Origin of the sequence: Novipirellula caenicola, from assembly GCF_039545035.1 — a bacterium.
GTDB classification, from domain to species: domain Bacteria; phylum Planctomycetota; class Planctomycetia; order Pirellulales; family Pirellulaceae; genus Novipirellula; species Novipirellula caenicola.
Genome location: NZ_BAABRO010000001.1, coordinates 455,135 through 479,215, shown reverse-complemented (window position 1 = coordinate 479,215; position 24,081 = coordinate 455,135). Strand labels below are relative to the sequence as shown.

The following is a 24,081-nucleotide window of genomic DNA, read 5'->3' as shown; positions in this document are numbered from 1 at the left end:
AGGAACCGGTTTCAATCCACGCGCCCCGTGAAGGGCGCGACCGAGATCGATTCCAAGTGCCCTACGTGCAGCGAGTTTCAATCCACGCGCCCCGTGAAGGGCGCGACCTGGATGTCTTGGGCCGCTTCCATGCACGTAATCTGTTTCAATCCACGCGCCCCGTGAAGGGCGCGACCATTCCTTACCGGCAACGGTGGCGCGTTGGCCTGGCTGTTTCAATCCACGCGCCCCGTGAAGGGCGCGACCCTCCGGCTGAAACTGCGTTTTGATGAACAGCGAGTTTCAATCCACGCGCCCCGTGAAGGGCGCGACAGACTGGCACCGACGCCGCTTGTCGCATTTGCTCGTGTTTCAATCCACGCGCCCCGTGAAGGGCGCGACTGTGGTGGTGACTCCTCGGGCGATCGGGGAAGCAGTTTCAATCCACGCGCCCCGTGAAGGGCGCGACCAGGCGAACTCGCAACTGCTGGTGAGATTGCAATGTTTCAATCCACGCGCCCCGTGAAGGGCGCGACTTGACACGAAGGGAGCTGCCCCAGTCGTCACACCTGTTTCAATCCACGCGCCCCGTGAAGGGCGCGACACGACCGTTGTAACCGAGCCCTTGCGGCACTGCTGGTTTCAATCCACGCGCCCCGTGAAGGGCGCGACTGCGGTGGTCGCTCAGTGCGGCCAATGCTGCATTTAAACGTAACGATTCGCGAACCAGAGGTGTAGAGCAGTACACAACGGCTTCGTTTGCAAGCTCAAATTGAGAAGGTGTCGTCCAGGGCGGGGCGAAACGGCTGTCGCGAACCTGACGGCATTGGCGTGCGCGCTTCACGTTCGCGATCACGCCAGCAGTGTGCCACCGCTGAGGTCCGTTGAGGGCTTCGTGCCAATGTGCTCCACCCGCTCTCGCCACTGATTGCCCAGTCGGTAAAAGCGCAAACTGTCCTCCTCTGGCTCCATCGCTTCCAACAACCGTGCACGGCATTCCACCCACTTGGCGTGATCCAAATCCAGCTCAAAAACGCTGTTCTGCACACGCTGGCCATAATCCAAGCAAATTTTCGCAATCATCCGCAAACGACGCTTTCCCGCCGCGCTGGCCGTGCTCACGTCATACGTCACCAACATCACCATCATCGTCACCTTTGGGTCGTGCTCATTTCACTGGGGTAACCCTACTGGCGTTCACTTCCAAATGAACGCGGGGTATTCGTCCAAATCACCTCGCAGATGCCTCGCAAGCAACCGAGCCTGCAGATGGATCAATAGTCCCATCGTTGTTTTTTCGCCCAAAAACGGATGTTCGATGGTATCCTGCTTTCGAGTTTGATACGCGGTCAGCACGGTTTTGCGGGTCTTGTCATCCATTCGCACCGCACCTGATGATGTCACCTCAAACCCTTTCGAGCTGACCTGCTTTCGATTGATTAGCGAGAAGGCCAATCGGTCCGCCAAAACCGGGCGAAATTCTTCCATCAAATCCAACGCACAACCTGGTCTACCCGGGCGATCACGATGTAAAAACCCCACCGCAGCGTCCAGTCCACAGGCTTCACAAGCACTCCGGGCATCATGCGCTAACATCGCGTAGAGGAACGAAAGCAGTGCGTTGATTGGATCCAGCGGTGGACGACGCGATCGATTGTTCATTTGAAACGCGTTGACGGATGTCAAATCGCCAAACGACGCGAAGTATTTTGAAGCCGACTCGCCCTCATACCCGCGCACCGTGTCCGCGTCATCGGCCTTCGCGACACGCCGCAGGATCGGTGCTAGCTGCTTTGCTGCCAGCTTCAACCGGCCTGCTCGGTCTTCCTCCCTCACGTCACGAGCCGCCCGCAGCAGCACGCTGCGACAATTCGCAATTTTGCCAGTGATGCAATTACGAGCGATCCGTGCGGTCGCTTCCGCATCATCGGCTGCCCGATACTGCTGGCGACGAAGCAACACGTTGCCCGGCGAGAATCCGACCACGGCGGCTCGAAACCGTCCATGTGGCGACATCAATGAAATCGACACACCGGCTTCAGCGCAGGCCGCCGCCAATTGCGAACTGAATCCGACCCGACCAAAGCACACAATGCCATCAAGATTGTGCAGTGGCACACGTAGCAGCGTTTTCTTCTCGAACCGCACTTGCACAGCAGCACCGTCCTTGGCCAAGTAACTGCCTTCGGTGGTCACAAACAGCGTGTTGAGGTGACGTTTCATGCGTCCAATTTATCGTCTTGAAGGTGGGAGGCCAGTTGCCGGCTGATGAATCGCGATACGCTACGTTGACCGCTGGTGACGTCAGGCAAACAGAGATCGATCAGTGAGCACTTGTCACACGCCTTGGTGCGAACGGCGGCGGGAGTCACGCGTTTTTGGATCATGGCTCGCAACGCATCAATCGTTTGCGTCGTGCGTCGACGAAGATCGTCATCAAAGACGACGTCGGTTCGCCGGCGTCGGGTGCCATAAAACAGCGCACCTTCGGTAACCTCGGTGGCACACATTTCCTCCAAGCACATCGCCTGAGCGCACAATTGAACGCGATCACAATCATTCGCTTTCGGTTTGCCACGTTTATACTCGACCGGGATGATCCGCGGGGCTGCGGGCGACACTCCCGATTGTTGGGATCGACCAGCGTGATGGAATTCCACGATATCGGCCTTACCGATCAACCCCAATTCGAGCGACCGGATCGGCAGCGCCCGTTCCACTCGGACGGAACCGCCAGCGTCCCGAGGTCGTGTCTCGTGCGTCGGCGAATCTGCCCGCTCGTGCAAAAGCAACCCCTCCATCGTCAAATGGTTTTCCGCCCAAACCTGTTCCAAGTGAATCAACGCACATTGCCGGGGGCAAAACAGGTAGTGCTGGAGCGCCGAGATGGGCAGCAGATCGTCGTCGAGGTAGGTCATGGTTCAGGCAGCCTCAAAAACGAATGTTACCAGGATTTACGTCGGCGATGTGGATTCCCATCCACCGAAATTCATCGAGGATTTCTAAAACGGCGGGCCAATTGTCTCCAAAATCCTCGGATTTTTCTTCTCGCCAATCCCGCCATACTTCGGGCGTGTAATCTGGCGGTTGGTCCAAGTAGGCGCCGCCAAAATCGAGACAGAATGGCGGACTGACCGTGGTCATTTCAATCGTGAGCAATTCGTCGTCATACGCAAGCAATTGCGGGACTTGGTGGCCGCAGACTTCGGTTACTTCCAGGTCTTGAAGGCGAAGATAGACACCGACTTCGCGTTCGTACGCCACTTTCCGGAGATGAAATTTGACCGCGTAGAAGGTGGGGTGACGTGGACTTTGCGCGGTGAACACGGTACCCTGAGTACCGGTGCCAAGTGAGTCGAGCAGTTCGACATCAAAGCGTTCCCGATAGATTTCAATCTGTTTTTCATAACCCGCAGGTAGTTCCATGATTGCTCCCAATCGATGTCATTCTGCCAAAGTTGAGTTATGGCTGCATTGTGCCGGAAAACGGTATGAGCTGGGGCAGGTCGGTGGTGAAATCATTTTGCTGAAGCGGCCCGAACCGGTTCCTGGTGGTGAAGCGTTTGTCGAAACCATCATCGACGGGCAGTCCAGACGTTTTTCAATCGGCGTGATCCCCGAGCACTCGGGTCAGTCCAGGCGGATCTCTCTGACATCGTCTCCGATCGGAGACGCTCACACCGATTGAATATCAGGCTGCAGCGTCTCGATAAAATGAATCAAAACAATCAAAACATACGATGAATCGAGATACCTGCGGGCAACTCGGTTTCGTCAATTTGGATGTCGTAGTTGTCGCTTGAACGTGCCGGCGTTGTGGCATCTTTGCGAACAACGCTGACGCGTTTTTGTAGCTGGTGAGCCGGGGCGTTGCCCAATGCTTCGTCATGTTGAAAAACGACCAATACTTGTGGCGTCATCTGCCCACGGCTGGCCGAGCGATCCAGTTCAAACATGTTTTGCAGCGACTTCCAGAAAAGTTGCAAATCCTCTTCGCCGAAACCGGTCTGACGTGCGAAAAATGGATTGATAAAGCCGTGACAGCGATACATGCCGTAGGGTACGGTGAATTTACGTCCCATTGTTCGATTGTCGCCGTCCTGTTTTTCAGCTTCTTTTTCCGTGGCGACAGCACAGCGTGTGATTGAATGTTCTAGCGAGACAATTGGGTCAATGCTTCGCGAGAACGCCATTTGAACCGGACCTCGCACTTGGCCACAATTGACCTTAGTGCTCATCACCGCACCGAACGCGCGAACGTCATAGAAATTTTGGCACATCCAATCGCGACATTGATCAACCTCGGTGCGTTTCGCTTTTGCAGCGTCCAACTTCAACGCTTCATAGGCTCGGGAGTGTTGATTGTTCAACACGGCACGCTCTTTTACGTAAATTTCAAACGGTGGCGTCTCGTCCTTCACGTTGGCGACGTAATTGCGAATCTTTCGTTTCAAACAAACATCGGTGACAAGTCCGTGTCCGGTTTCCGGATCGACGCGTGGAAGGTTGCCCGCATCTGGGTCGCCATTGGGGTTGCCGTCAGTGACATCAAACAAGAAAACAAAATCGTATCGATGGTCCATCGATGAATCCTTGGAAGGGAGAATTGAAGTCGAGAAAGGGGCGTAAGAAATTACTGGTTGGTTTCAGTCGGTTTTTCTTTCTTCGCGAAGAAATCTTGCCGTTGGTGGTAGTAACCGATCGAAAACAGACCTTGGTCAACGATTCCAAGATGCGAGGGGAAATCATGCAGTCGTCCCATGATTTCTTGGATTCGTTTTTCAGTGACAACCTTCTTACCGCCTTCGAGCTTACCGATGTGGTGCTGGTTCATTCGGATAAGGCGAGGGAAGACCGTTCCAGGTGTGCAAGATGCCGCTCCGAAGTAGCGATCTTTGATCGTGGCATTGAGGCCGGGTAGGGCGTCTTCTTGCGCGCGTTCCAGGCATGCAAACAGTCGCCCGAGCTGATAGGCGGGGTCGGGACGTTCGGGGTCGAGCATGACTGAAATCTCCTTGTGGTGGTTGTGGTTCAAAATCGCTTTGATCGTGGCTGCCTTGACATGTCGAATTTCTTGTTCGGCACGGACGCGACGCAGGATTGCGGCAAGTAGGGCCTCGGGATAGCGACCGCCTGTAAGAACGCTGCGAAGCAAAGCGCCGCCAAGCAGCGGTGGCACTTCTTTGGATTCGCGAGCCGTTTGGGCGAGGATCATCCACAGCGGAACCCAATCGGAATCCTTGCCGCCACGAACGATCTCAAGCCTTCGTTGATGTTCAGCGACTCGGCAAACCATCTCGATTGCCAAACCGGAGATCCAAAACCGTATTGATAGCCGTGAGGCGTTTGGGGACAAACCGAGCACATGAAAGGCGGCACCGGGTTCTGGCAAAACTGCGTTGCCGTCCATGGCTTGGCTGAGCACATTGCCAATTGCCGCAGCCCGCCCTTCGTCTTCGAAGCGGTCTGGATCAAGTCCGAAGGAAAACACATCTTCAGCGATCGTGTCTTTCGCATTGGACCAGAAGACGCAGGTCGCGTCGCCAACTTGGATGGTCCGGTTATTTTTCCGATCGAGAAGGTGATTCAGCGCGGTCGCGTATTTAAACGCGGCCTGTTCACTCACTGTTGCATTGCCACCTTTCTTTCGATTGAAACTCTCAAATGAAGATTCGTTATAGGAAACAAGTGGACCGAATTTCTTTTGGTCATACAGTCCTTTAATCGGAAGGTGAAGCCGCGCGAGCGGTCCAACTACTCCAGTTATCGAGCACATCGTTGATGCAGACGCTGTCGCGTATGACTGCTGTCGACTCCAAAAACGTTTGGCTTGTATTGAGTCGTGGATATACCTTTTTTTACCATCAATTCGAAAAACTCCAAATCCGGGTCCGAGTTCATCAATCAGTTTTAACTGTTCACCCGTCAGCTCGATTGGTTGCCAACCGCTGTAAAACTTGCAGAGAGTTTTGTAGTCCTCGTCGTCAATCGAATCGGCGAATTCCAAGTGCGTTTGTTTGGATGCTTCGAAACATTTCAAAACGCGGTCGATCTTCTTCAGCCGCTTCTTTTCATCTGATTCACTCTCACCGTTTGGAGGATCACGAAGTTCTGGCGACAGGTAGCCCAGCAAGTACTCCGCTTTGTCCCATAGGAACATCGCTTTCACGCCGCTGGTTCGTCCCTCGAATGGCAACCGAAGTGAGCGGGGGATCTTGCGTTTCCCTTCGGTCGTTCGCAGATCATTGATCGCTGCAACACCACCATCGCGAGAAAGCACAATTTCAAACGTGACTTTTTGCGGAGCGAAGCCTTCCTGAGCGATTTCGATTTCCGGGTCAGCGTCGATAACGTCGTAATACTCGCACAAGCGTTGCAAGATCATGACCGCACCTCACCGCTTTGAATCCGCGGAACCTCAATCACACCGTCGATCATGGTCGCGCGAAAGAACTTGGGTGTCATCTCGTGCTCAAAGTCAATGTCGTGCAGCATGAACCCCAAATCACGCTTGCCCTTTAGCGATTCATCTACCGCCGGCCCATCTCCTTCGTGCCACGCAAAATCTGCGACGAATTCACGACAACCGAGATAGGGTTGTTGAAAGCACTGACCTTTGGATGCCCGGCGTTTGAACATCTCGAAGTGCTTTTGCGGCGGTTCGTTGCCACTGCGGACTTCGTAGTGTGCTTCGATCAAATACTCGACGCCTTGCAACAGTGTTGCGGCCCGTTGTTGACGATCGTCTTCAATGATTTGCATCAATGGTTCGGTTTTAGTGCCGCTCAAGTACGGTTTCAGGGTCCGTTCCGAAGGGCCGACGCTACCGAGTTCATTGCGGCGAATGTTGGTGAAACGGATCGGCTTCAGAACATGTAGCCGATCAATGACCCAAACGATCTCTGGCTTCCAATAGATGGCCTCTAGTACACCGCGCGCAGCCGATGGCGTGATCACGTCGTATGACACACGTTCGACCTTCATCTCAGGCCGGGTGAAACAGGCAAAGTCGCCCCAAACTCGCAGGGCAACTCGATTTTTTGATAGGTCCATCGATTCCTCTGATCTTCTTTGAAACTTCGTGTTAGTTCTCTACGCACTGACTCCGCGTGTCAAGGGTTGTAAATGAATCGATTGTCGCGAGACTTGAATGCAACATCGCAACCGCGGCCGATCCACTTCCGAATTTGGTCGTAATTGGCATCCCAACCTTTGGTTGGGAGCATTGACATCCCGTGTCACCGGGGAAACCATCGCTGATCAAAAACTCCTCCACGAAGCACTGGCACCGCCTTAGCACATCAAATCACTTGGCGGGACAATTCCGTCGGCTTTCAGCAGCGTCAGGCCGGTTTTCTTATCGTACAAGTGTGGTTGAGTCAGCGTGGCGTAACCATGAAACGAGAGAACCGCGCCCGCGGCGTGAAGTTGCGCCATTTCGTGACGGCGTAGGTTGATCGAATAACGCTGCAAACGACGTCGCAGCTTTCGGTCGGGCGGATAGTCCGATTCGCTAAGGCTTCGGATTAATTGCTCGCCTTTTTTCCAGGGCACATAGAGTGTTTCGGCCTCTTCTTCGATGAAGCGATAACGATCGGCGATCTGACGAAACTGGAATTCCATACTGTTTGGATCACGTCCGATCGCGTCCATCACCTGACGGAAATCCCAGCGATCCTTTTGTTGCCAATAATGCAAGCGGAAGTACGCTTCGTTGGCCTCAGGGCTTAATAGATCGTCGAAGTGACGAGCGATTTCTAGACCGTGATCGGCCGACATTCGCAGCGTGCCTGGCGGTGGTCGTCGCTCGCCTTGGAAAAAGTACACGTTGCCTTGGGCGGCGCGTCCCTCGCGGTTACAACGTCCCGCCGCCTGTGTCAACGAATCAATGCCACACACGTCGCGGAACACGACTGGGAAGTCGACGTCCACCCCGGCTTCAATTAATTGGGTGCTAATGACACGACACGGTGAACCCTGTTCCAGTCGGGGACGAATCTGTCCATCGAGCACATGCAGTCGGTGCGCGGCGCACATTCGCGTGCTCAAGTGAAAGTTCGCGTTGGACTCCCTGAGTTCCGAAAACAGTTTGCTTGCGTGTGGCCGCGTGTTGACAATGCAAAGGACCTGGTTTTCGGCATCGATCCGGGCGACAAGTTCCTCGTCGCAAAGCGAACCGATCGGCTGCACGGTTGTCCGACGCAATCGTTCGTGCAGTTTCTCAGACGTCGGAATGATGTTGCGGATCTTGTGCAAGCCGATCGCAAAGTCGTCTTGCCACTCTAACGCTGGCTGGGTGGCGGTGCAAAGCACGACCGTGCAGCCGAACGATTCGACCAATTCGCGAATGGCCAACAATGTGGGCGTCAACAAATCGACTGGCAACGATTGCACTTCGTCCAGGATGATCACCCGCCGTGCGATCCGGTGAAGTTTTCGGCAGCGTGAGGTTCGACACGCAAACAGCGATTCAAAGAGTTGATTGTTGGTGGTGACCACCAACGGCGCGTCCCAATTCTCTGATTGCAGACGACTTTGAGTGGTTTCCTGTTCAGGGTCAGTGTTGCTGTGATGTTCCAGCACAACACCTTCCCCAAGCGAGTTGAATACACCGCGATACACCTTCGCGTTCTGTTCAATGATGCTCGTGAACGGAATGCCGACGACGACACCATCGAGTCCGTGATGCGCGGCATGTCGCAGTGCGAATTGCAAGGACGCAAGCGTTTTGCCACCACCTGTGGGGACGTTCAGAGAAAACAGTCCGGGGTTAAGTTCAGCGGCATCGACACATGCTTTGCTAACTTCGTTGCGAATCTTATTGACCGGTGAAGGTTTGGCATCAGCTCGAAGGCGTTCAAGGTGTTTGTCGATTGCTTTAGACAAATCGGCAATGTTTGCGGAAACGTTTGGTCGAATGATTGATTGCTCGGGCGCCATGAACGATTCGGTGGCCAAAAAGTCAGCGTCGACCAAGGCTGAAAACATCACGCGAGTCAAAAAAGCAACTCGGAACGAAGCGATGCGATGCTTGCAAAACGTCTCGCACGCTTGAGGTGAACGAACAGGAATCGATTTCGGCAGCTCCATTGCTTCTAGCTCCTTAGTCACCTCCTTCCGCCAACACGGAATTTTTTTGTCGAGTCGTTGCTTCAAGCCTGATTGCCCCGTCGCCACATCCCAATCCGGCAAACCCGCGTGATGTCCCGCCAAGGTATAGGCAATCAATTTTCCAAGGGGCGAAGACTTGCCATAGGCCAACTGGGCACCTGCAGTCGAATGATCGACTTTGCCCGAAATTTCTGAATGGTGAACATCCGAACTGCCAGCGGAAGCTAAGTAATTTTGAAAGTCGTCGCTATACTTTCCGATATCATGCCACCGACCGAGCAGATCACCCCACGGGGCAAGTCCAGCATCAATGCGTTTTAAAAAGCTAGCCGAAAGACGGGCTACGGTTTGCTCATGATCCCCAAGCGGTTCCCACAAATCTCGGTTCGGTTCATCGGGCAGGCTGTGGGCGTAATGAGGCATCGTACGTTGCATGGGCTGGGGGACGCGTTCGGGATACCAGAGATTCTATCTGATCCGATGACACGTTTGGTCACTCCACCGTCGCGATGAGTGCAATCTCATGCACGTGAGAGGGTGAATCCGAACCTATGTAAATGAAATTCATCCCCGAGAAATTGCCGAGATGCCAGAGCAACGAAACGCGACGCGTCAATGTTTTCCCCTGAACATCACAACCCGATGCGTCAGTTTTGAAGTTGCGAGTTTAGACGTTCTTCGGACCGTTGGCCCTTCCCTGCATTGGTTTCCTTGGTCCCAGCCCGTTGGGCTCGGCCAGGTTTTCTTTAGTCCGACGATGTCTGGACAATTTGCCCTGTGAAATCGCTTAATATCGCCATCGCTTTAGGTAACCGATCAAATTTCGCATCTGATCGACGTTCATCACTCGGTGCATTCCCTCGGGCATCAGTGAGACGTTCGAGGCTCGGAAGATTTCGATATCGTCGCGTTCGAAACGCCGGGTTTGGCCGCCAGGCAGGGTTAACGTGACCGCTTCGCTCGACTCACCTGCCAACAATCCGCTGACCGCCTCGCCATCGACCGTCAAAACGCTGTAACTTGCATACGAAGCGTCAATCGCAGAGCTCGGATCGAGGATCGCGGCCAGCAGCGATTCGGGCGTCTTGGTGCGGCTGTCGCTGATGTCCGGACCAACCACATGTCCGACACCGTCAATGCGATGGCAATTTGCGCAATGCTGGGCGAATAACTGCCTGCCTTGCACCACATCCGCTGACTCAATTTGCTGCGCCGCGGGTTGATACTGACGCAGCACCGCTAACACATCGCCCGCTGGTGCAAACGTTTCACGACCGAGTTTGGAAAGTTCGGCGTTGGAATGTTTGCGGAACCAATCCATCGACGACGGGTCGACGAACGTGCGAGGCAGATGGTCATCGCGGATCGCGTTCAATAACCAAGTCGCATTTTCAACGCTGCCGCGAACGGCATTGACGATCGCAACGCGGTCGGTGGGCGAAATCGATTCCGCGTTTTCCAGCACTTGCTGTTTCGTCCACTCGGCATCCCGCTGCATCAACGCTCGGTACGCCGCGGCGCGGACCGTTGGCGCGACGCTCTTGTCGACAAGTCCTCGCAATGAATCATGCAAAGCCGGTTGTTTGGCACACCATGCGATCGCATCCAATCGAGTTCCTATCGAGTGGTTGTCGTTGGTCGCGATCGAGGTGGCCAACGTATCAAGCTTGGCGATCGCATCGGCAATTTCTTTAGGCATCGATTTGAGCGACGCTTTTTCGCCACCTCCTCGACTCCATGCCGCCGCCATGTTCATTGCCAAGGCTTGCGTAGATTGGTCGGCCGATTCACTGCCCGAAGGCATTGCGTTGATCAACCAGGTCGCCAAAATCTCGCTAGCCTGTTTGGGATCTTTCGCTGCCACACGACGCATCCAACCCTCCAGCACCGCAGTATCGATCGACGCGAACGTCGTGCTCTGAGGCGTTGGCAAGTGTCTCAAAAGTTGGCTGGCGAATTCGTGAGGCACCGCGATTAGCAGTTTCGCAATCCACGGGGCATCATGATCGTGATGCGCCACGGAAATCAGCCGCTCGACCAACTCGTCACTTGGTTGCTTGGGACTCGCTGATAGAACGAGTGCCTCTAACGCTGATTGACGAACGATCAACGCCGGATCGGCGGTCATTGCCATCTGCGTTGAAATCGTCGCAACCGAGGCGGCATCCGGGCGATTCCCTTGCCGCATCTTTACCGCCATGGCTCTCAATCGGTCCGTGGGTTCCTGCAATAGCGACGTGTGTTGCTGTGGCGTCAGCAAACCCCAGCGGTTCAGCAGCAGGGCAACCCGAGACTTCGATTCCGCAGCCGCCTCACGATCGTCCAGGATTCGAGCAAACGCCTCGACGGTATTGTTGCCAGGCGAAACGTCGGATGAATAGCGAGCATGCAGATAATCTGACGCGAGGATTCGCAGCAACAGATCGTCCGAAGCGATCGCCGCAATGGCGTCGGCGTCGCTGCGAACCGCAACCGATTGGATCGGTTTATCAGCCGCGTGTACTTGCCAGATCCGGCCCAGGTCATTGCCGTCCCAGGTATCGAGACGATTTTTTAACTCAATCGGTGCCCATTGAGGATGTTCGATCACGGCGCGGACCATGTCGATAACCAGCACGCCGCCATCGACGTCCGGCACCAAGTCGACGGCGCGGAACCAATCATCCGAACTGGCTAACCATTCTGCGTCGTTCGCTTCACGCACGCTTTGCCACACGCCGTTTTTCCATTGCAGACGTTGACGTTGGACCAACGATCCGGTGGGTTCGCAAACCAACAACCATTCGGACGCGTCATCGATCGACCATCCTGGCGCGGTGACACCACAGGCGGCACTAAATTGACCGGCGTGCAAATTGCTGGTTGTCCAGGCGTTGCTGATCGGGTGGACTTCGGATTCAAACCCCGACTTGCCCACATCCGCGATCGCATCACCTGGCGTTAAAAACGGGTCGCGATCGACGACGTCGATCGAAAGTACCGATTCGATTGCGGGGTTCCGATTGCTGCAACCAAACCGCCGATTGAATCCGTCGATGGTCAATCCATGCTGGCTGTTTCCCGCAACCGAGCCCCAGTAACCGCCATGGGGATCGAACACAAAATCGCGACCTTGCAATTTGATGGGGGCGGCACGAACGTCAAAGCGAGGATCGACCGCCGTGATCGTGCCTCCGCGAAGTCCATTGGCGACATAGACATAACCATCGGGTGCGAGCGTTGGATGGTTGGCGCGAAGTTGTTCGTTGTCGGTGGTGAACCCTTTGAACCACGACTGTTTCGTATCCATGCGTCCATCGCCGTCGATGTCACGCAGGAAAGCAATTTCGCCCGCCATCGTCACAATCGCACCGTCTTGCCACGGCAGCACGCCGGTGGCAAAGTCGAGTCCGTCGGCAAAGGTGACCGATTTTTGGAAACGTCCGCTGGGATCGCGATCGGACAATACGCGGATGCGTCCATGTCGCTCGGTTTTGCCCGGTTTGGGCAACGGATAGTCGGTCATCTCGACGACCCAAAGCTTGCCATCGCTGCTCCAAGTGGCCGAGACGGGATCGATGACGTCGGGTTCTGCCGCCGCCAAGCGGATCTCTAGCCCCTCACGCACTTTCAAGTGCGACAGCGACGCTGCGGGTGAGTGCGACGAGATCTTTGCTCGCTCGGTCGTTTGACTTGGCGACGCTTCGCTCGGATGTTCTGCCTGAGTCGGCGTAGCGGCCGACGCGACCGAGATCGCAACGCTCGCGACGATACGAGCTAATTTCGAATGACGTTTCATTTCTGACTCAACTGATTCAACAATGACAATAGGACATCCGAGATTCGTTCCGACGCATCGATTTGGACGCGATTGGTGCCCAACCACGTTTCGTAACCACCAAGTTCATGTTGCGCCGGCGTGGGCAAGTAGCCGTAACTGCCGTTGGCCAATTCGATGGTGAAGGTGTCGGCAGTGGGGCTGCGTTTTTTCAAATCGAGTCCAGTTTCGGCGAACACTTCAAACGGAATCGCCAACACGCCGAGATCGCCAATCCGGAACGCCTGCAGCAAAATCGAACTGGTTTCCGGGCCTTCGGCGATTTTGTTGACGCGTTCGCCGTAGATCGCCGCAAGTCGATGGGCACCCGCGTTGGATTGACCGTCGCCCTGCAGGCTCGCGAAATAGCGAAGCATCTCAGGATCCGGTTTCCGCATTTTTAGTTCCAATTCTTGCGACGCGGCGGATAACGAAACCCAATCACGATGTTCGATCTCCGTGTACGCAGCGGCGACTCGCTTAGCGATCAAGTCGGATACTTCGTTGATTCGCTGGTACGGTTCGTGTTTCGCTGATTTTTCGCGAAAGGCGATGTTGTTGATGTCGCCGCTGGTACCGTTGGTCATGATGCCGACGAAGGAATCGTCGTCGTCGGTGACCCCGATTTGCTGGCCGATCTTTTCGGAAAAGGCACCAAAGTAGTCGGCTGAGATGTCGCCGCTGGGGACGCCACCGACATAGTGCAGCGAATAGTTGGCCAACAGTGCGATCGGTTTACCGTCGACCGACTGGACGCTCAAGAACGAGACTTCGGGATCAATGGGGCCGGCCGGTTCGATCAGCTTGTCGCTGCCTCGCGGCGGATTCATACGCACTTTGTCCACGCCGCCAAACGGATTGGTGAGCAGTTTTTCGTCGTCGACGTACCAGCGGCGGTTATGGACCTCGGATGCCTCTTGGACGCTGCCCCAGCCAATTTTAGCGGGCTGCAGGTTCGCCACCGCTTTGGCAACTCCGTCGGCAATCCGCTGTGCCAACAAGGTTTGATAATTATCAAGCACGAGAACTCCATCGACTTTACGCTCATTTCTCGCTGACACAGCCGAATGCGTGTGAGTGGCGGACATCAGCACGTTTGCCGATGGCACGGCGGCATTCGCATCAATCCGTTTCCTCGCTGCGTCGAACACATCACGCGGGATTCCGACATTGTCACAAATCGCAAAAACGATCGTGGTCGTTCCATCATTCAACGCCAAACATCGAACGTGCAAATCATCGTGGATGTTCGACGCCAGTGGGCGATTCCAGTTTCCAACAATCTCTAACCCCAAAGGCGGTGTGATTTCTACCTTCGCCGCACCCGCCAGGAATACAGGCTTCTCCGCCCCCTCGACTTGATTGCCTGTGCGGCAAATGAAACACAGCAGAACAGCGAGGACCAATCCCGGTTTGAATAACCGGCAGACGTCATGCCCGGACGAGGGCATCGAGACACAATGTCGCTTCATGAGAACACCTTTTTCGTGGAGGGTGGGTTCTGATCGGACAATCAGATGATGCAGCGCTGGAGGTGGGATGGGGCTGGACGTTGACGGTAGTGCCACAGTGCGTTGCGGCTGAGTAACGGTGCAGCAGAGTGACGAAGCAGCAGAGGGCGGGATGTGATTGAGGAAGGAAAACTCAGGGGGCTGCCCTATTCTATAGGGTTGCAACGCGGCTGTGGGCTTTGGATGAAAAACATGGTCTCGGGACATATGCGGAGGAGTTTGCGGCTCTTCCGCGGGGCTGGTCCGCCTGCGCTGGCCCTGCTGCGTCCTACTATGTCGTCAAGCTCGGAAGTGTGACAACGACCTAATATGATAACGACTTCTTCCTTCATTTGGGCCGCGTGGGTCCCCCCGCGTGTGTTTGTCGTGGTAGCATAGAGAGCATGCCACCTTTTCAACGAAGTCCTCCGCGCCGAAGCGCCCTTGTCAGAAAGGGGATCGAGTGGGCAATTCTCAGGATCTAGAACAGCCCGAACTGATTGCAAGGTTCCGCCTCGCCTCACGCATTGCAAGCGTGGTGGTGATCGCGATCAGTGTGCTCGTGTTGTTCGGTTGGGCAATGAATCTCGAGCCGCTGCGAGCGTTATTGCCGGGTAAGGTTGCGATGAATCCTGGGGGGACGGCGATCGGATTCCTATTGTGTGGTGCCGCATTGTGGCTGTCGTATCGTCAGTCCGACGAATTGTCGGAGCCGTCCAACGGGTCAGGACACATTGAATCGTCGCACGCGACGTTCATCGCCACCGGATTGGCGTCGCTGGTGGTGGTGATGGCCGTGGTTCGGATTTTGGGCTACGAGTTTGGTTTCGATTGGGGCCCCGACCGCTGGCTGTTTCCCAAGAAGCTCGATGCTTACGAAATTCCCAATCGGATGGCGCCCAACACGGCGCTGAATTTTTTGCTCACCGGTTTAGCACTTGTGTTTGCCAATCTGCCGTGGCAACGGAGGTCGTTGGCCACGGAATCGCTGACGCTGGCGGCGGCGCTAGTGTCGCTGCTGGCGATCGTCGGCTACGCCTACAGCAGCGTCAACTTGATAGGGATCAAGGCGTACATTCCGATGGCACTGAACACCGCCGTCGGGTTTGCGGTTCTATGCATTGGGATTTTGTGCGCACGGCCAAGCGAAGGTCTGATGCAAATCATCAGCGACCGTGGTGCGGGTGGCGTGATGGCGCGGCGGTTGTTGCCGGCCGCCATTTTGATTCCCGCGGTGCTTGGTGGTTTTCGTTGGTGGGCACAACAACATGGTGTGTTTGATCCGGTGATGGGATTGTCGATGTTTGTGTTGACGAACATCGTCGTGTTCAGCATTTTGATCTGGTGGAGTGCTGCGTCATTGAATCGGACCGATGCGGCACTTCAACAGTCACGGATCGAAGCCGAGGCCGCGAACCGCGCCAAGAGTGAATTCTTGGCCAACATGAGTCACGAGATTCGCACGCCCATGAATGGCATCATCGGGATGGCCGAATTGTTGTCCGACACGCGGCTGGAACAGGATCAGCAAGAATTCCTTGGTTTGATCCGGCAATCCGCCGATTCGTTGTTGCGGTTGCTCAACGACATCTTGGATTTCTCTAAGATCGAAGCCGACCGTCTCGAGCTCGAAGAGATCGATTTTGATTTGCGCGATTGTGTCGGCAAGGCGATGAGGTTGTTTGCACTCAAAGCCGATGAAAAAGGCTTGGAACTCGCCGCCCGTATCGACCCCTCGATTCCTAGCCGCTTGGTCGGCGATCCGGGGCGATTGCGTCAAATTATCGTCAATTTCGTGGGCAATGCGATCAAGTTCACCGAGAAGGGCGAAGTGGTTGTGGATGTCAATTCGCAGGAATTGACGGATGATCATGCGGTGCTTCACTTCCGCGTGCGAGACACCGGGATCGGGATTCCCGAGGAAAAACAGGACAAAGTTTTTGAAGCGTTTTCACAAGTCGATACGTCGACCACCCGTCGCTTCGGAGGCACCGGGTTGGGGCTGACGATTTCGACGAAATTGATTCAATTGATGGGCGGCCGAGTTTGGTTGGAAAGCAAGCCAGGGGTTGGGACCACGTTTCATTTTCTGATCCACTTGCAAATTGCAGCGGATCAAAGCCCGCGGCGGCCTGCGGATTTGGCGCGGTTGCGGGGCACTCGGGTGCTTGTCGTGGACGACAATTCGACCAATCGGCGGATCTTGCAAGAGATGCTTTCGCAGTGGGGACTCGATGCCGAAATGGCACGTGATGGACACCACGCGTTGCAGCAAATCGATACCGCCGAGCAAGCGAAGACGCCCTTTCGCTTGATCTTGCTGGACTATCACATGCCGGAAATGGATGGGCTCGAGTTCGCCGAGCGGTTGTCCAAATGCAAGACGAATTCGCGTTATACGATCGTGATGTTGTCATCATCGGTGGGCGGGTTGCAGCCAAAGGTCTTGCGCCGCGTAGGGATCGTTCGTTTTATGACAAAGCCAGTGATCGCGTCCGAGCTGCTTGACGCGATCCTTGACGTGCTGGGGATCACGGCAATCGACGACACAGCGGACGATGCCCATCCGTCGCAAACTGCGATGCAAGCCAGGAAGGTGTTGTTGGCCGAAGATGGGATTGTCAACCAAAAAGTCGCGATGGGGTTTTTGACGAAATGGGGGCACGAGGTGGTGTTGGCGTCCAATGGTCGCGAGGCCGTGGATGCGGTTCGTCGCGAGACATTCGATTTGATCTTGATGGACATCCAAATGCCGGAGCTCAATGGAATCGAAGCGACGGCAGAGATCCGTGAAATGGAAGCGGAACGGGGCGGGCACCAATTGATTGTTGCGATGACGGCCAACGCCATGAAGGGAGATCGCGAACGGTTTCTCGCTGCCGGTATGGACGACTATATCGCCAAACCTTTCGATCCAATGCAATTGCAACGTGTGCTCGCTCAATCGCCGTGCGGGGCGCTGCATGATGCAAACGCAACTACCGAGGTGGTCGCGGAGATCGCGTCGGTAGGATCCGCGTTTTCGCCAAGGGAACCATGTGCGTTGGATTCGCCCGCGACCAACGCCGCCGGACAACTGGATTGGGCCGTCACGCTTTCCCAAACCAGTGGCAGTGAAGAGATGGCTTGCGAATTGGCGAAAGTCTATTTGGATGAATCGCAACAGTTGCTTGACAAGATTCACGCCGCGATGGATGCCGGCGACGCAAACGCACTCAGCAGGGCCGCGCACACGTTAAAAGGAGCGTCGGGATACTTTGGTGCGATCGATGTGGTCAAGGCCGCGGAAACGCTCGAGCATCAAGGCAAACGAGGCGATTTGAGCTCCGCCCAAGCGATTTTGCAGCAGCTTGTCACTGCCACCGAAAATTTGGCGGAAGAACTAAAAGCGAAAACCCATGTGTGACCACCCACAAACCGCCAGTTCGTTTGGCGGTCATTCCTCTGCGGTATGAGGAGCGTGATGTTTGGGAAGTGTCCACATCAGAAATGTCATGCCGAGCAATGCGCTGATCGCCGAGCCCACCATGATACCGGTCTTCGCGGTATCCAAGCCCTCTTCGCCGAATGCCAATCCGTCGATGAACAACGCCATCGTGAAACCGATGCCCGTCAAGAAGCTGCCGGCAATCAAGATTCGCCAACTCAATCCGTGCGGCATTTTCGCCCATCCAAGTCGCACCGTCAGCAGACAGAACAAGAGAACACCAAGTGGTTTGCCTATGACCAAGCCTAACGCGACGGCGACGGCAACGGAGTCGCCGACGTTCGCCAATTGCAACGAGACGCCAGCGTTGGCCATTGCAAAGATCGGAATGATGAAATAGCTGCTCCATGGATGAAGCGTCGCTTCAAGATATTCCAGCGGAGAAACGGTTTCGCGGGTCAGCCGCTGGACCTCGCGAACTTTGTGGGCTCGACGATCCTCGTTGTGCCAACCTTCACCGCGGAACAAATCTCCGGTCTGCAGCAAATATTGGTGAAAGTGGTCCGGCACAATCGTAGCCTTTGCCGGCGTCATCAAGCCAAGAATCACACCGGTCAAGGTTGCATGGACGCCTGATTCGTGAAACGCGAACCACGCGAAGAGTCCTGCGATGATATAGGGAGGAAAACGGCGGACGCCAATTCGCGAGAATAGATGGACAACGCCAATCCCGATCGCCGCCAACATCAAAAAACGGCCATCCAATTCGTGCGTGTATCCAATTGCAATCACGATGATCGCGCCGATGTCATCGACAATCGCCAGCGACAGCAACAACACGCGTAGACTATTGGGGACCCGCGATCCGAGTAACGCCAAAAAACCGACGACAAACGCGATATCGGTCGCCATCGGGATGCCCCAACCTCGGGCTGCAGGTTGGTCATATTGAAACGCCAAATAGATGCCCGCTGGAACCAGCATTCCGCCAACCGCCGCGGCGATCGGAAGCGTTGCGCGGCGAAGGTCCGCGAGCGCCCCGTGCGCCAGTTCGCGTTTGACCTCTAAACCGATCACGAAGAAAAAGATGACCATCAACCCGTCGTTGATGATGTGTCGCAGAGAGTGCCGGAAATGCAGCGATCCAAACGAAACGCCTACCTCGGTTTTCCAGAACATCAGGTAGGAATCAGCCCAGGCCGAATTGGCCATGAAGATGGCAAACGCAGTGCACAGCATCAACAGTACGCCGCTAGTCGCTTCGATGTGAAGGAAGCGAGCGAACGTGCGCACCAATCGATCGATCGGTTGTTCAGGAAGTGGAACCGTCACATTGGGATGGACTGGTTGGATGTGCTGTTGCCGAGGTTCAATGGTCGATGGGGAAGCCATTCATGCTCTGTGAATTGTAACACAATTGAAAATCCGTTTCGCTACCATACGATCATTCGCAGCCAACTAGCTTGCCATCGCTTCACGCTCGGGTTGATCCACGATGTCGTCGATTTCCATTTCGATCGGGCCGCTGGGGACATTCCAGCGAACACAATCACCAATTCGACAACCTAGAATCGCAGTGCCAATTGGCGACAACACCGACAATTTACCCGTCGCAATGTGGGCTTCTTCGGGATACACCAAGGTATAAGTTCCCAATCTTTGCGTGTTGCAATTACGCAGCTGAATGATCGAATCCATCGTGACGACATCACTGGGAACGTCGCGTGAATCGACGATCTCCGCCGTGTTTAGTCGAACACGCAATTTCATTAAATTTTTTCGGTCGTGAATCGCCTGCGTAAAGCTGCTCGACAGCAATTCATCAAGACGTTCATAGTCACTTTGAGTGATGACGATTTGTTTGTAGCTCACTTAATGAGGCTCCGAATCGAGAGTGGTCGTCTCAATTTTAGAATCCGATTTTGAAACAGCGGTTCAATTTTGAGAGGCAAGAAATCAGTTTCGAGTGGCAGGGCATGGGACGCGGGAAGTGTGTTTTTTGCAGGGAGGTTATTGTAAAAACGCATCCTGTTTTCGCGATTCAATGCCGGTTGCGTCCTGCATTGCAACCGCCGCGCCAAAGCGTCCGAGATCGGTCAATGGACGCTTCCAACCGAGAAACAATGGTTGTCGGGTTCCACCATCCGCCACTGCTGACTAGCAAGACGGCGAAAATTCCGCCACGACGTCCGATATTTGGTCGAGAACCACTGATTCCTGTCACGCGGCACGTCGGTGAAATCATGCGGCATGTTCATACCTGCCAGAATCAGACGACAGGGTGAGTTGACAGGGTGACAGCACACGCCCTAAACGCTACTTGCGATAATCAGCCGCTACGACGCCGTGTTTCTTGAACCACTTGGGCATGGCTTGTCGCGATAGCCCGGCTTGATGGGCGACGCTAGGGATGTTGCCCGCGTGTTTTTCAATCAGCACGCTTAGATAAGAATGTTCATCGCTTTCAATGGCGTAACGACCAAAACATTCAAGGGCTTGTTGTTTTAGTCGTACGATGGACTTCCTAGTCCGTCGAATCCACCATTGACGGACTAGGAAGTCCATCCTACACCCCTTGCCGCAGGAAACTTCACTGAATCAACAAGCCGTCAAGAGTTTCATCCGAGAATTGACCGGCCGGCGAACCGCTGGGACGTAATCGTTCGCGAAGTGGATGACGTTCGGTAAAGTCACGGATGGTGGCGCGAATCCTCAATTGAGTTCGTGCTACGTCGTACATCGGTTGCCATGAAGTCGCCAACTACCACTCGCTGCCACCGCGGTGTATCCCGCGGAAATCGACATCGTTGCCAAATTTGCCCCGTGGGTCACCACGTAAACCACCATCGCAATGCGATCGCCGCGGCGAACAACACCATCAGCAGGACTTGACCGTATAGCAGAGAGAGTTTTGATTCGCCTGCTCCCGATTCGCCCGCCCCCGATTCATCTGCTCCCAATTTGCCCACCCCGTACTCGTTTGAGCCCAACGCTTCTGGCCCCGACTCACCGAGACTCGGCTTGGCAAAAACCGGTTCCGCAGACAACATTCGGATGGCTGCCGCGTGACGCGAGAGGTCAACGTCGAGCTCGCACTGGACTTTGGATTCTTCCAGCGGATAATTGGGGTTGCGCATCAACATGTTGAGTCTCTCGTTTTGGGAATGGAAAGCAGAGTGTCGCTCCCTTAGCGGCGAGTTTCCTAATATTGCAATCAAGATGCCGCGTCCCTATTGCGGCGGTTTTTACGCAAATCCACGTTCAAAATGCGGTTTTGCCCCTCGGGGGGCGTCGTCTCACGGTGACAGCGTCGATCCTGGTTGACGGCCGAGCATCGCTACGGGTGGGTGGCCACTTTTTGTCCACGTTGATCATTTGACAATCAATCACGTGGATTTCCGAGACGCAGTCGAAACTTCGGAAATCGGCTGTTCATGCGGAATTTAGCGGTTTTTCTGGAGTCGTTGCCTTGGTCAAGACCGGCGAATCCGACGCGGCACGCTACCTGCTTTGCTATCGGCGAATCGAGAGTTGCACCGTGTCTAACGCCAAAATTTGAAGAGAATAACATGTCTGCTGCGGATTTGTTCGACCGTTCGTCGTCCAGTTGGTTTCCGTTTTCCCATTCGCACCACGCCACACATGGTCGTCACCGCGGGCATTTTGCGTCGGTCGCACCGATCAAATGGGTCCTGTTGCTATGCAGCAGCATCGCACTGCTCAGCAGCAGCTACCTGGCTTGGGTTTCGTTGACCTCGAGCAGCGTGGCGGGATGCAGCGGCGGTCTTTTCAACTGTGATCATGTCCTGCACAGCCGTTGGGCGACGGTGATGTCGGTGCCGGTCAGCATTCCAGCGATCTTGACCCATGCTTCGATCCTGGGGTTGTTATTGATACGGCCTATGCCGCTTCGGTGGGAGCGGTATCGATGGCCGATGATTAGTTTCGCGGCGTTGACGGCCGGCTTGGCGGCGCTCTGGTTTGTCGGTTTACAAGTCTTTCTGCTCGAGCATCTTTGCCCCTATTGTTTAGTCGCGCATACCGCGGGATTGATCGCAGCGGCCGCGGTGCTGTGGCGACGACCGCTTCGCAAGTCGACGTTGATGAAAGTTGGTGGTGCGTCGGCGGCGTCGGTGGCATTGTTAATCGCACTGCAAATCAGCACGCCCGCGCCCGATACGTTCGAAGTGATCCAGTACGACAGCCCGCCTGCGGCAATCCCTGCCGATTCGTCGCTTCCGGCTGATTCGACGACGACCCCCGACGACGATTCGATGCTCTTCGAAGCTCCCCTCTCGTCGACCCAATCGGCAGCGCCTAAGTCCAACGCCAATTTAACAGGCGTGTCGTTGGCACTCGGTTTGTTCAACCCCAGCATGTTGATGGCGGGGCAAGTCGACCAGGCCGCAGCTGGCAGCGCGACGCCGAAGCAACCCGAGCGACGTACCGCCAGCATCCTTGGGGGGCTGAAGCTTGACACTCGCCAGTGGCCGCTGATCGGCAAGCCGGATGCGGAATTGGTATTTGTCGAGTTGTTCGATTACACCTGTCCTCATTGTCAACGCACGCACGCGGCGCTGTCGCAAGCGAAAGCACGCTATGGCGATCGGTTAGCCGTGATCGTTTTACCGGTGCCGCTCAACCGAGCGTGTAACCCGACGGTTCGGCAAACCGGCGCGGCGCATGCCGAATCATGTGAATTGGCACGTTTGGCGATTTCGGTTTGGGTGGTTGACCCGACGGCGTTCCCGAAATTTCACGATTACATGTTCGAGTCCAAGCCAAACTACGCGGCGGCACTTCAGCGTGCTTCGCAGATGGTCGATGCGGAAAAACTTCGTGAAACCATGAGCGGATCCATCCCCAGCGATTACATCGCCAAGCACGTGGCGCTGTACAAACGCGCTGGCGAAGGGGCGATTCCCAAATTGATGTTTCCCACCAGCACCACCGTCGGCGAAGTCGCCTCGGCCGATCGTCTGGTCCAATTGATCTCGCAACATCTCGAGCGTTCAAGTCGCTAAAGGCATGAGCGTCATTGAATGTCCGAGCGAAGGAACAACTCGGACAGCGCGCGGTCGTGCTGTGCTAGGTCTGTCGCGTTTGTGAACGACATAAATCGTTTGACCGATTTTATTTCGCGACCTATTTGGCCTTTTTTGAACGCTACCCAATGGTTGAATCATCGGGTAGGTAATTCCATTCCTCAGGCAAATGCGATGGCCAGTTCTTCGGATGTTGTTGAAATAGATACTGCACGAATGCCCCGATGTGACTGCCCAACTCGTGTTCCAAAGTCTTTTTCTGAAGGACATGTTCTAGTTTTTTTGCCACGTGGAGCCAGCGTACTGGATCTTGGTCATTAAGCTGAAAAGCGACGGCAGTGCGAAGTATTTGCTGGGCACTCATTGCCTGCGAGCGCGCCACGAAGGATTGCTGGATTGCATTGTCTAAAACGCAAGTATGTGACTCCATGTTTGCGAAGATCATTGCAGAAATCGACCATGGGACTTTAGGAGAAGGTTCTCCGCATCCACTTCGATACTCCGCGTTTAACACTTGCATCATTGCCTTAAAGCCGCTTTCGGACTTACTGTATGTTTCCCGAATCTCTAGATCTATGAATAGTCCCGCACCTGGCTTTGGGACAACCATGAAATCGCCCGCGACAGTGCCAAGTAAGTTATTTTTGATCGCCGCATCCAAAGTTAGGATGGATTTCCCGCCTTTTGTGACAGTGTGAACGGGGTCTACAAGCAGCCAAAGACCAAGACGACGAGGTTTCCAGGCGAGGAGGAGTGGGAACGACAGTCGTTTTGCATACTCCTGCATTGAAGCTAGATCTTCGCTGCGTATTGCCAACTGTTCACGCTTACTGGTTTTGACTTCAATCAAGACGTTTTTTTCAACACCAAGGTGTCTGAACAAAACGAGCAGATCCGGGATGCGCATTGCAATATTAGCATTACTTGAAAATCTTTCCTGATCAAGTCGATGGGCGAGTGTACATCGACCAAGCCAGCTCAAAAGTGTTGCGAATTCAACTTCTGCAGAAAGGCCGTACTCAACAAGCTGGATGCGTTTTGCAAATTCATCAATGTTATCAAATTTCCAATTCATCGCCTCAGCGACACGAACGAGAGTGTGCCCCGCGTCTGCCCAATTAAACGCACCGGGTTCAACAGGAGATATGTGTTGCGTTGTCATGAATTTATGCAGAGCTCAGGGGGCAGTTCACGTTTAAGTAACGACATTAAGTAGTAAGTTGAGGTTCACAA

Annotated in this window: 18 protein-coding genes and 1 CRISPR repeat array (1 of these 19 running past the window's edge); of the genes, 3 read left to right on the top strand and 15 right to left on the bottom strand. The window is 54.8% G+C overall.

Annotated elements, in window-relative coordinates; genetic code table 11:
- A CRISPR array of direct repeats spans positions 1-651; the repeat unit is 33 nt; unit sequence GTTTCAATCCACGCGCCCCGTGAAGGGCGCGAC; it reaches 2,278 nt to the left of the window's first position.
- A 180-nt stretch (positions 652-831) separates the two neighbouring features.
- The 4 genes from cas2 to ABEA92_RS01710 are packed head-to-tail and all read right to left on the bottom strand — an operon-like array spanning position 832 to position 3,405.
- Entirely contained in the window at positions 832-1,128 is a 297-nt protein-coding gene (cas2, locus tag ABEA92_RS01725) for a CRISPR-associated endonuclease Cas2 (protein WP_345682065.1), read from the bottom strand.
- A gap of 48 nt (positions 1,129-1,176) precedes the next feature.
- Positions 1,177-2,202, bottom strand: coding sequence for a type I-C CRISPR-associated endonuclease Cas1c (cas1c, locus tag ABEA92_RS01720; protein ID WP_345682064.1), 1,026 nt, complete (start codon positions 2,200-2,202; stop codon positions 1,177-1,179).
- Positions 2,199-2,897: a CRISPR-associated protein Cas4 gene (gene cas4 / locus ABEA92_RS01715; protein WP_345682063.1), complete on the bottom strand. Its 699-nt coding sequence runs from the start codon at positions 2,895-2,897 to the stop codon at positions 2,199-2,201. The genes cas1c and cas4 overlap by 4 nt, the downstream gene beginning before the upstream one ends.
- A gap of 13 nt (positions 2,898-2,910) precedes the next feature.
- Entirely contained in the window at positions 2,911-3,405 is a 495-nt protein-coding gene (locus ABEA92_RS01710) for a hypothetical protein (protein ID WP_345682062.1), read from the bottom strand.
- Between ABEA92_RS01710 and ABEA92_RS01705 the strand changes: the two genes are divergently transcribed.
- Entirely contained in the window at positions 3,404-3,667 is a 264-nt protein-coding gene (locus ABEA92_RS01705; RefSeq protein ID WP_345682061.1) for a hypothetical protein, read from the top strand. The two genes, ABEA92_RS01710 and ABEA92_RS01705, sit on opposite strands and share 2 nt — an antisense overlap.
- Before the next feature lie 40 nt (positions 3,668-3,707).
- On the opposite strand, the gene cas7c is transcribed toward ABEA92_RS01705, so the two are convergent.
- The 6 genes from cas7c to ABEA92_RS01675 form a co-directional block, all read right to left on the bottom strand.
- The gene (cas7c, locus tag ABEA92_RS01700) at positions 3,708-4,562 is read right to left on the bottom strand and encodes a type I-C CRISPR-associated protein Cas7/Csd2 (RefSeq protein ID WP_345682060.1); all 855 of its coding nucleotides are present in this window, start codon (positions 4,560-4,562) and stop codon (positions 3,708-3,710) included.
- A gap of 50 nt (positions 4,563-4,612) precedes the next feature.
- Positions 4,613-6,364: a type I-C CRISPR-associated protein Cas8c/Csd1 gene (gene cas8c / locus ABEA92_RS01695; protein WP_345682059.1), complete on the bottom strand. Its 1,752-nt coding sequence runs from the start codon at positions 6,362-6,364 to the stop codon at positions 4,613-4,615.
- Positions 6,361-7,032 (bottom strand): type I-C CRISPR-associated protein Cas5c, encoded by a 672-nt coding sequence (gene cas5c, locus ABEA92_RS01690; RefSeq protein WP_345682058.1) that lies wholly within the window; start codon positions 7,030-7,032, stop codon positions 6,361-6,363. The genes cas8c and cas5c overlap by 4 nt, the downstream gene beginning before the upstream one ends.
- A gap of 240 nt (positions 7,033-7,272) precedes the next feature.
- Positions 7,273-9,513, bottom strand: a complete 2,241-nt coding sequence (gene cas3, locus ABEA92_RS01685) for a CRISPR-associated helicase Cas3' (protein ID WP_345682057.1) — start codon at positions 9,511-9,513, stop codon at positions 7,273-7,275.
- 364 nt (positions 9,514-9,877) lie between these two features.
- The gene (locus ABEA92_RS01680; RefSeq protein WP_345682056.1) at positions 9,878-12,868 is read right to left on the bottom strand and encodes a PVC-type heme-binding CxxCH protein; all 2,991 of its coding nucleotides are present in this window, start codon (positions 12,866-12,868) and stop codon (positions 9,878-9,880) included.
- Complete coding sequence (locus ABEA92_RS01675) at positions 12,865-14,358, bottom strand: hypothetical protein (RefSeq protein ID WP_345682055.1); 1,494 nt, start codon at positions 14,356-14,358, stop codon at positions 12,865-12,867. Before ABEA92_RS01675 ends, ABEA92_RS01680 begins: the two co-directional genes overlap by 4 nt.
- Before the next feature lie 481 nt (positions 14,359-14,839).
- On the opposite strand from ABEA92_RS01675, the gene ABEA92_RS01670 reads away from it, so the two are divergent.
- Positions 14,840-17,782, top strand: coding sequence for a response regulator (locus ABEA92_RS01670; RefSeq protein WP_345682054.1), 2,943 nt, complete (start codon positions 14,840-14,842; stop codon positions 17,780-17,782).
- A gap of 30 nt (positions 17,783-17,812) precedes the next feature.
- Here ABEA92_RS01670 and nhaA read toward each other — a convergent pair whose 3' ends face one another.
- The 4 genes from nhaA to ABEA92_RS01650 form a co-directional block, all read right to left on the bottom strand.
- Positions 17,813-19,096: a Na+/H+ antiporter NhaA gene (gene nhaA / locus ABEA92_RS01665; protein ID WP_345682528.1), complete on the bottom strand. Its 1,284-nt coding sequence runs from the start codon at positions 19,094-19,096 to the stop codon at positions 17,813-17,815.
- 165 nt (positions 19,097-19,261) lie between these two features.
- On the bottom strand, positions 19,262-19,675 hold the full coding sequence (gene rnk, locus ABEA92_RS01660; protein ID WP_345682053.1) for a nucleoside diphosphate kinase regulator: 414 nt from the start codon (positions 19,673-19,675) through the stop codon (positions 19,262-19,264).
- Positions 19,676-20,119: 444 nt separating this feature from the next.
- On the bottom strand, positions 20,120-20,368 hold the full coding sequence (locus ABEA92_RS01655; RefSeq protein ID WP_345682052.1) for a hypothetical protein: 249 nt from the start codon (positions 20,366-20,368) through the stop codon (positions 20,120-20,122).
- Between the two features lie 263 nt (positions 20,369-20,631).
- A complete protein-coding gene (locus ABEA92_RS01650) occupies positions 20,632-20,946 on the bottom strand; it encodes a hypothetical protein (protein ID WP_345682051.1) in 315 nt (104 codons plus the stop codon).
- Between the two features lie 426 nt (positions 20,947-21,372).
- On the opposite strand from ABEA92_RS01650, the gene ABEA92_RS01645 reads away from it, so the two are divergent.
- The gene (locus ABEA92_RS01645) at positions 21,373-22,827 is read left to right on the top strand and encodes a vitamin K epoxide reductase family protein (protein WP_345682050.1); all 1,455 of its coding nucleotides are present in this window, start codon (positions 21,373-21,375) and stop codon (positions 22,825-22,827) included.
- Positions 22,828-22,969: 142 nt separating this feature from the next.
- Here ABEA92_RS01645 and ABEA92_RS01640 read toward each other — a convergent pair whose 3' ends face one another.
- The gene (locus ABEA92_RS01640; RefSeq protein ID WP_345682049.1) at positions 22,970-24,010 is read right to left on the bottom strand and encodes a PDDEXK family nuclease; all 1,041 of its coding nucleotides are present in this window, start codon (positions 24,008-24,010) and stop codon (positions 22,970-22,972) included.
- Positions 24,011-24,081 lie beyond the last annotated feature (71 nt).

Excerpts from the sequence above, each read along its gene's own strand:
- ABEA92_RS01710 (WP_345682062.1), bottom strand. The coding sequence starts at position 3,405 with ATGGAACTACCTGCGGGTTATGAAAAACAGATTGAAATCTATCGGGAA.
- ABEA92_RS01640 (WP_345682049.1), bottom strand. The coding sequence starts at position 24,010 with ATGACAACGCAACACATATCTCCTGTTGAACCCGGTGCGTTTAATTGG.
- ABEA92_RS01645 (WP_345682050.1), top strand. The coding sequence starts at position 21,373 with ATGTCTGCTGCGGATTTGTTCGACCGTTCGTCGTCCAGTTGGTTTCCG.
- cas5c (WP_345682058.1), bottom strand. The coding sequence starts at position 7,032 with ATGGACCTATCAAAAAATCGAGTTGCCCTGCGAGTTTGGGGCGACTTT.
- ABEA92_RS01680 (WP_345682056.1), bottom strand. The coding sequence starts at position 12,868 with ATGAAACGTCATTCGAAATTAGCTCGTATCGTCGCGAGCGTTGCGATC.
- ABEA92_RS01705 (WP_345682061.1), top strand. The coding sequence starts at position 3,404 with ATGATTGCTCCCAATCGATGTCATTCTGCCAAAGTTGAGTTATGGCTG.
- cas4 (WP_345682063.1), bottom strand. The coding sequence starts at position 2,897 with ATGACCTACCTCGACGACGATCTGCTGCCCATCTCGGCGCTCCAGCAC.
- ABEA92_RS01650 (WP_345682051.1), bottom strand. The coding sequence starts at position 20,946 with ATGTTGATGCGCAACCCCAATTATCCGCTGGAAGAATCCAAAGTCCAG.
- cas8c (WP_345682059.1), bottom strand. The coding sequence starts at position 6,364 with ATGATCTTGCAACGCTTGTGCGAGTATTACGACGTTATCGACGCTGAC.
- ABEA92_RS01655 (WP_345682052.1), bottom strand. The coding sequence starts at position 20,368 with ATGGACTTCCTAGTCCGTCAATGGTGGATTCGACGGACTAGGAAGTCC.
- cas2 (WP_345682065.1), bottom strand. The coding sequence starts at position 1,128 with ATGATGGTGATGTTGGTGACGTATGACGTGAGCACGGCCAGCGCGGCG.
- cas7c (WP_345682060.1), bottom strand. The coding sequence starts at position 4,562 with ATGGACCATCGATACGATTTTGTTTTCTTGTTTGATGTCACTGACGGC.
- cas3 (WP_345682057.1), bottom strand. The coding sequence starts at position 9,513 with ATGCCTCATTACGCCCACAGCCTGCCCGATGAACCGAACCGAGATTTG.
- ABEA92_RS01675 (WP_345682055.1), bottom strand. The coding sequence starts at position 14,358 with ATGAAGCGACATTGTGTCTCGATGCCCTCGTCCGGGCATGACGTCTGC.
- cas1c (WP_345682064.1), bottom strand. The coding sequence starts at position 2,202 with ATGAAACGTCACCTCAACACGCTGTTTGTGACCACCGAAGGCAGTTAC.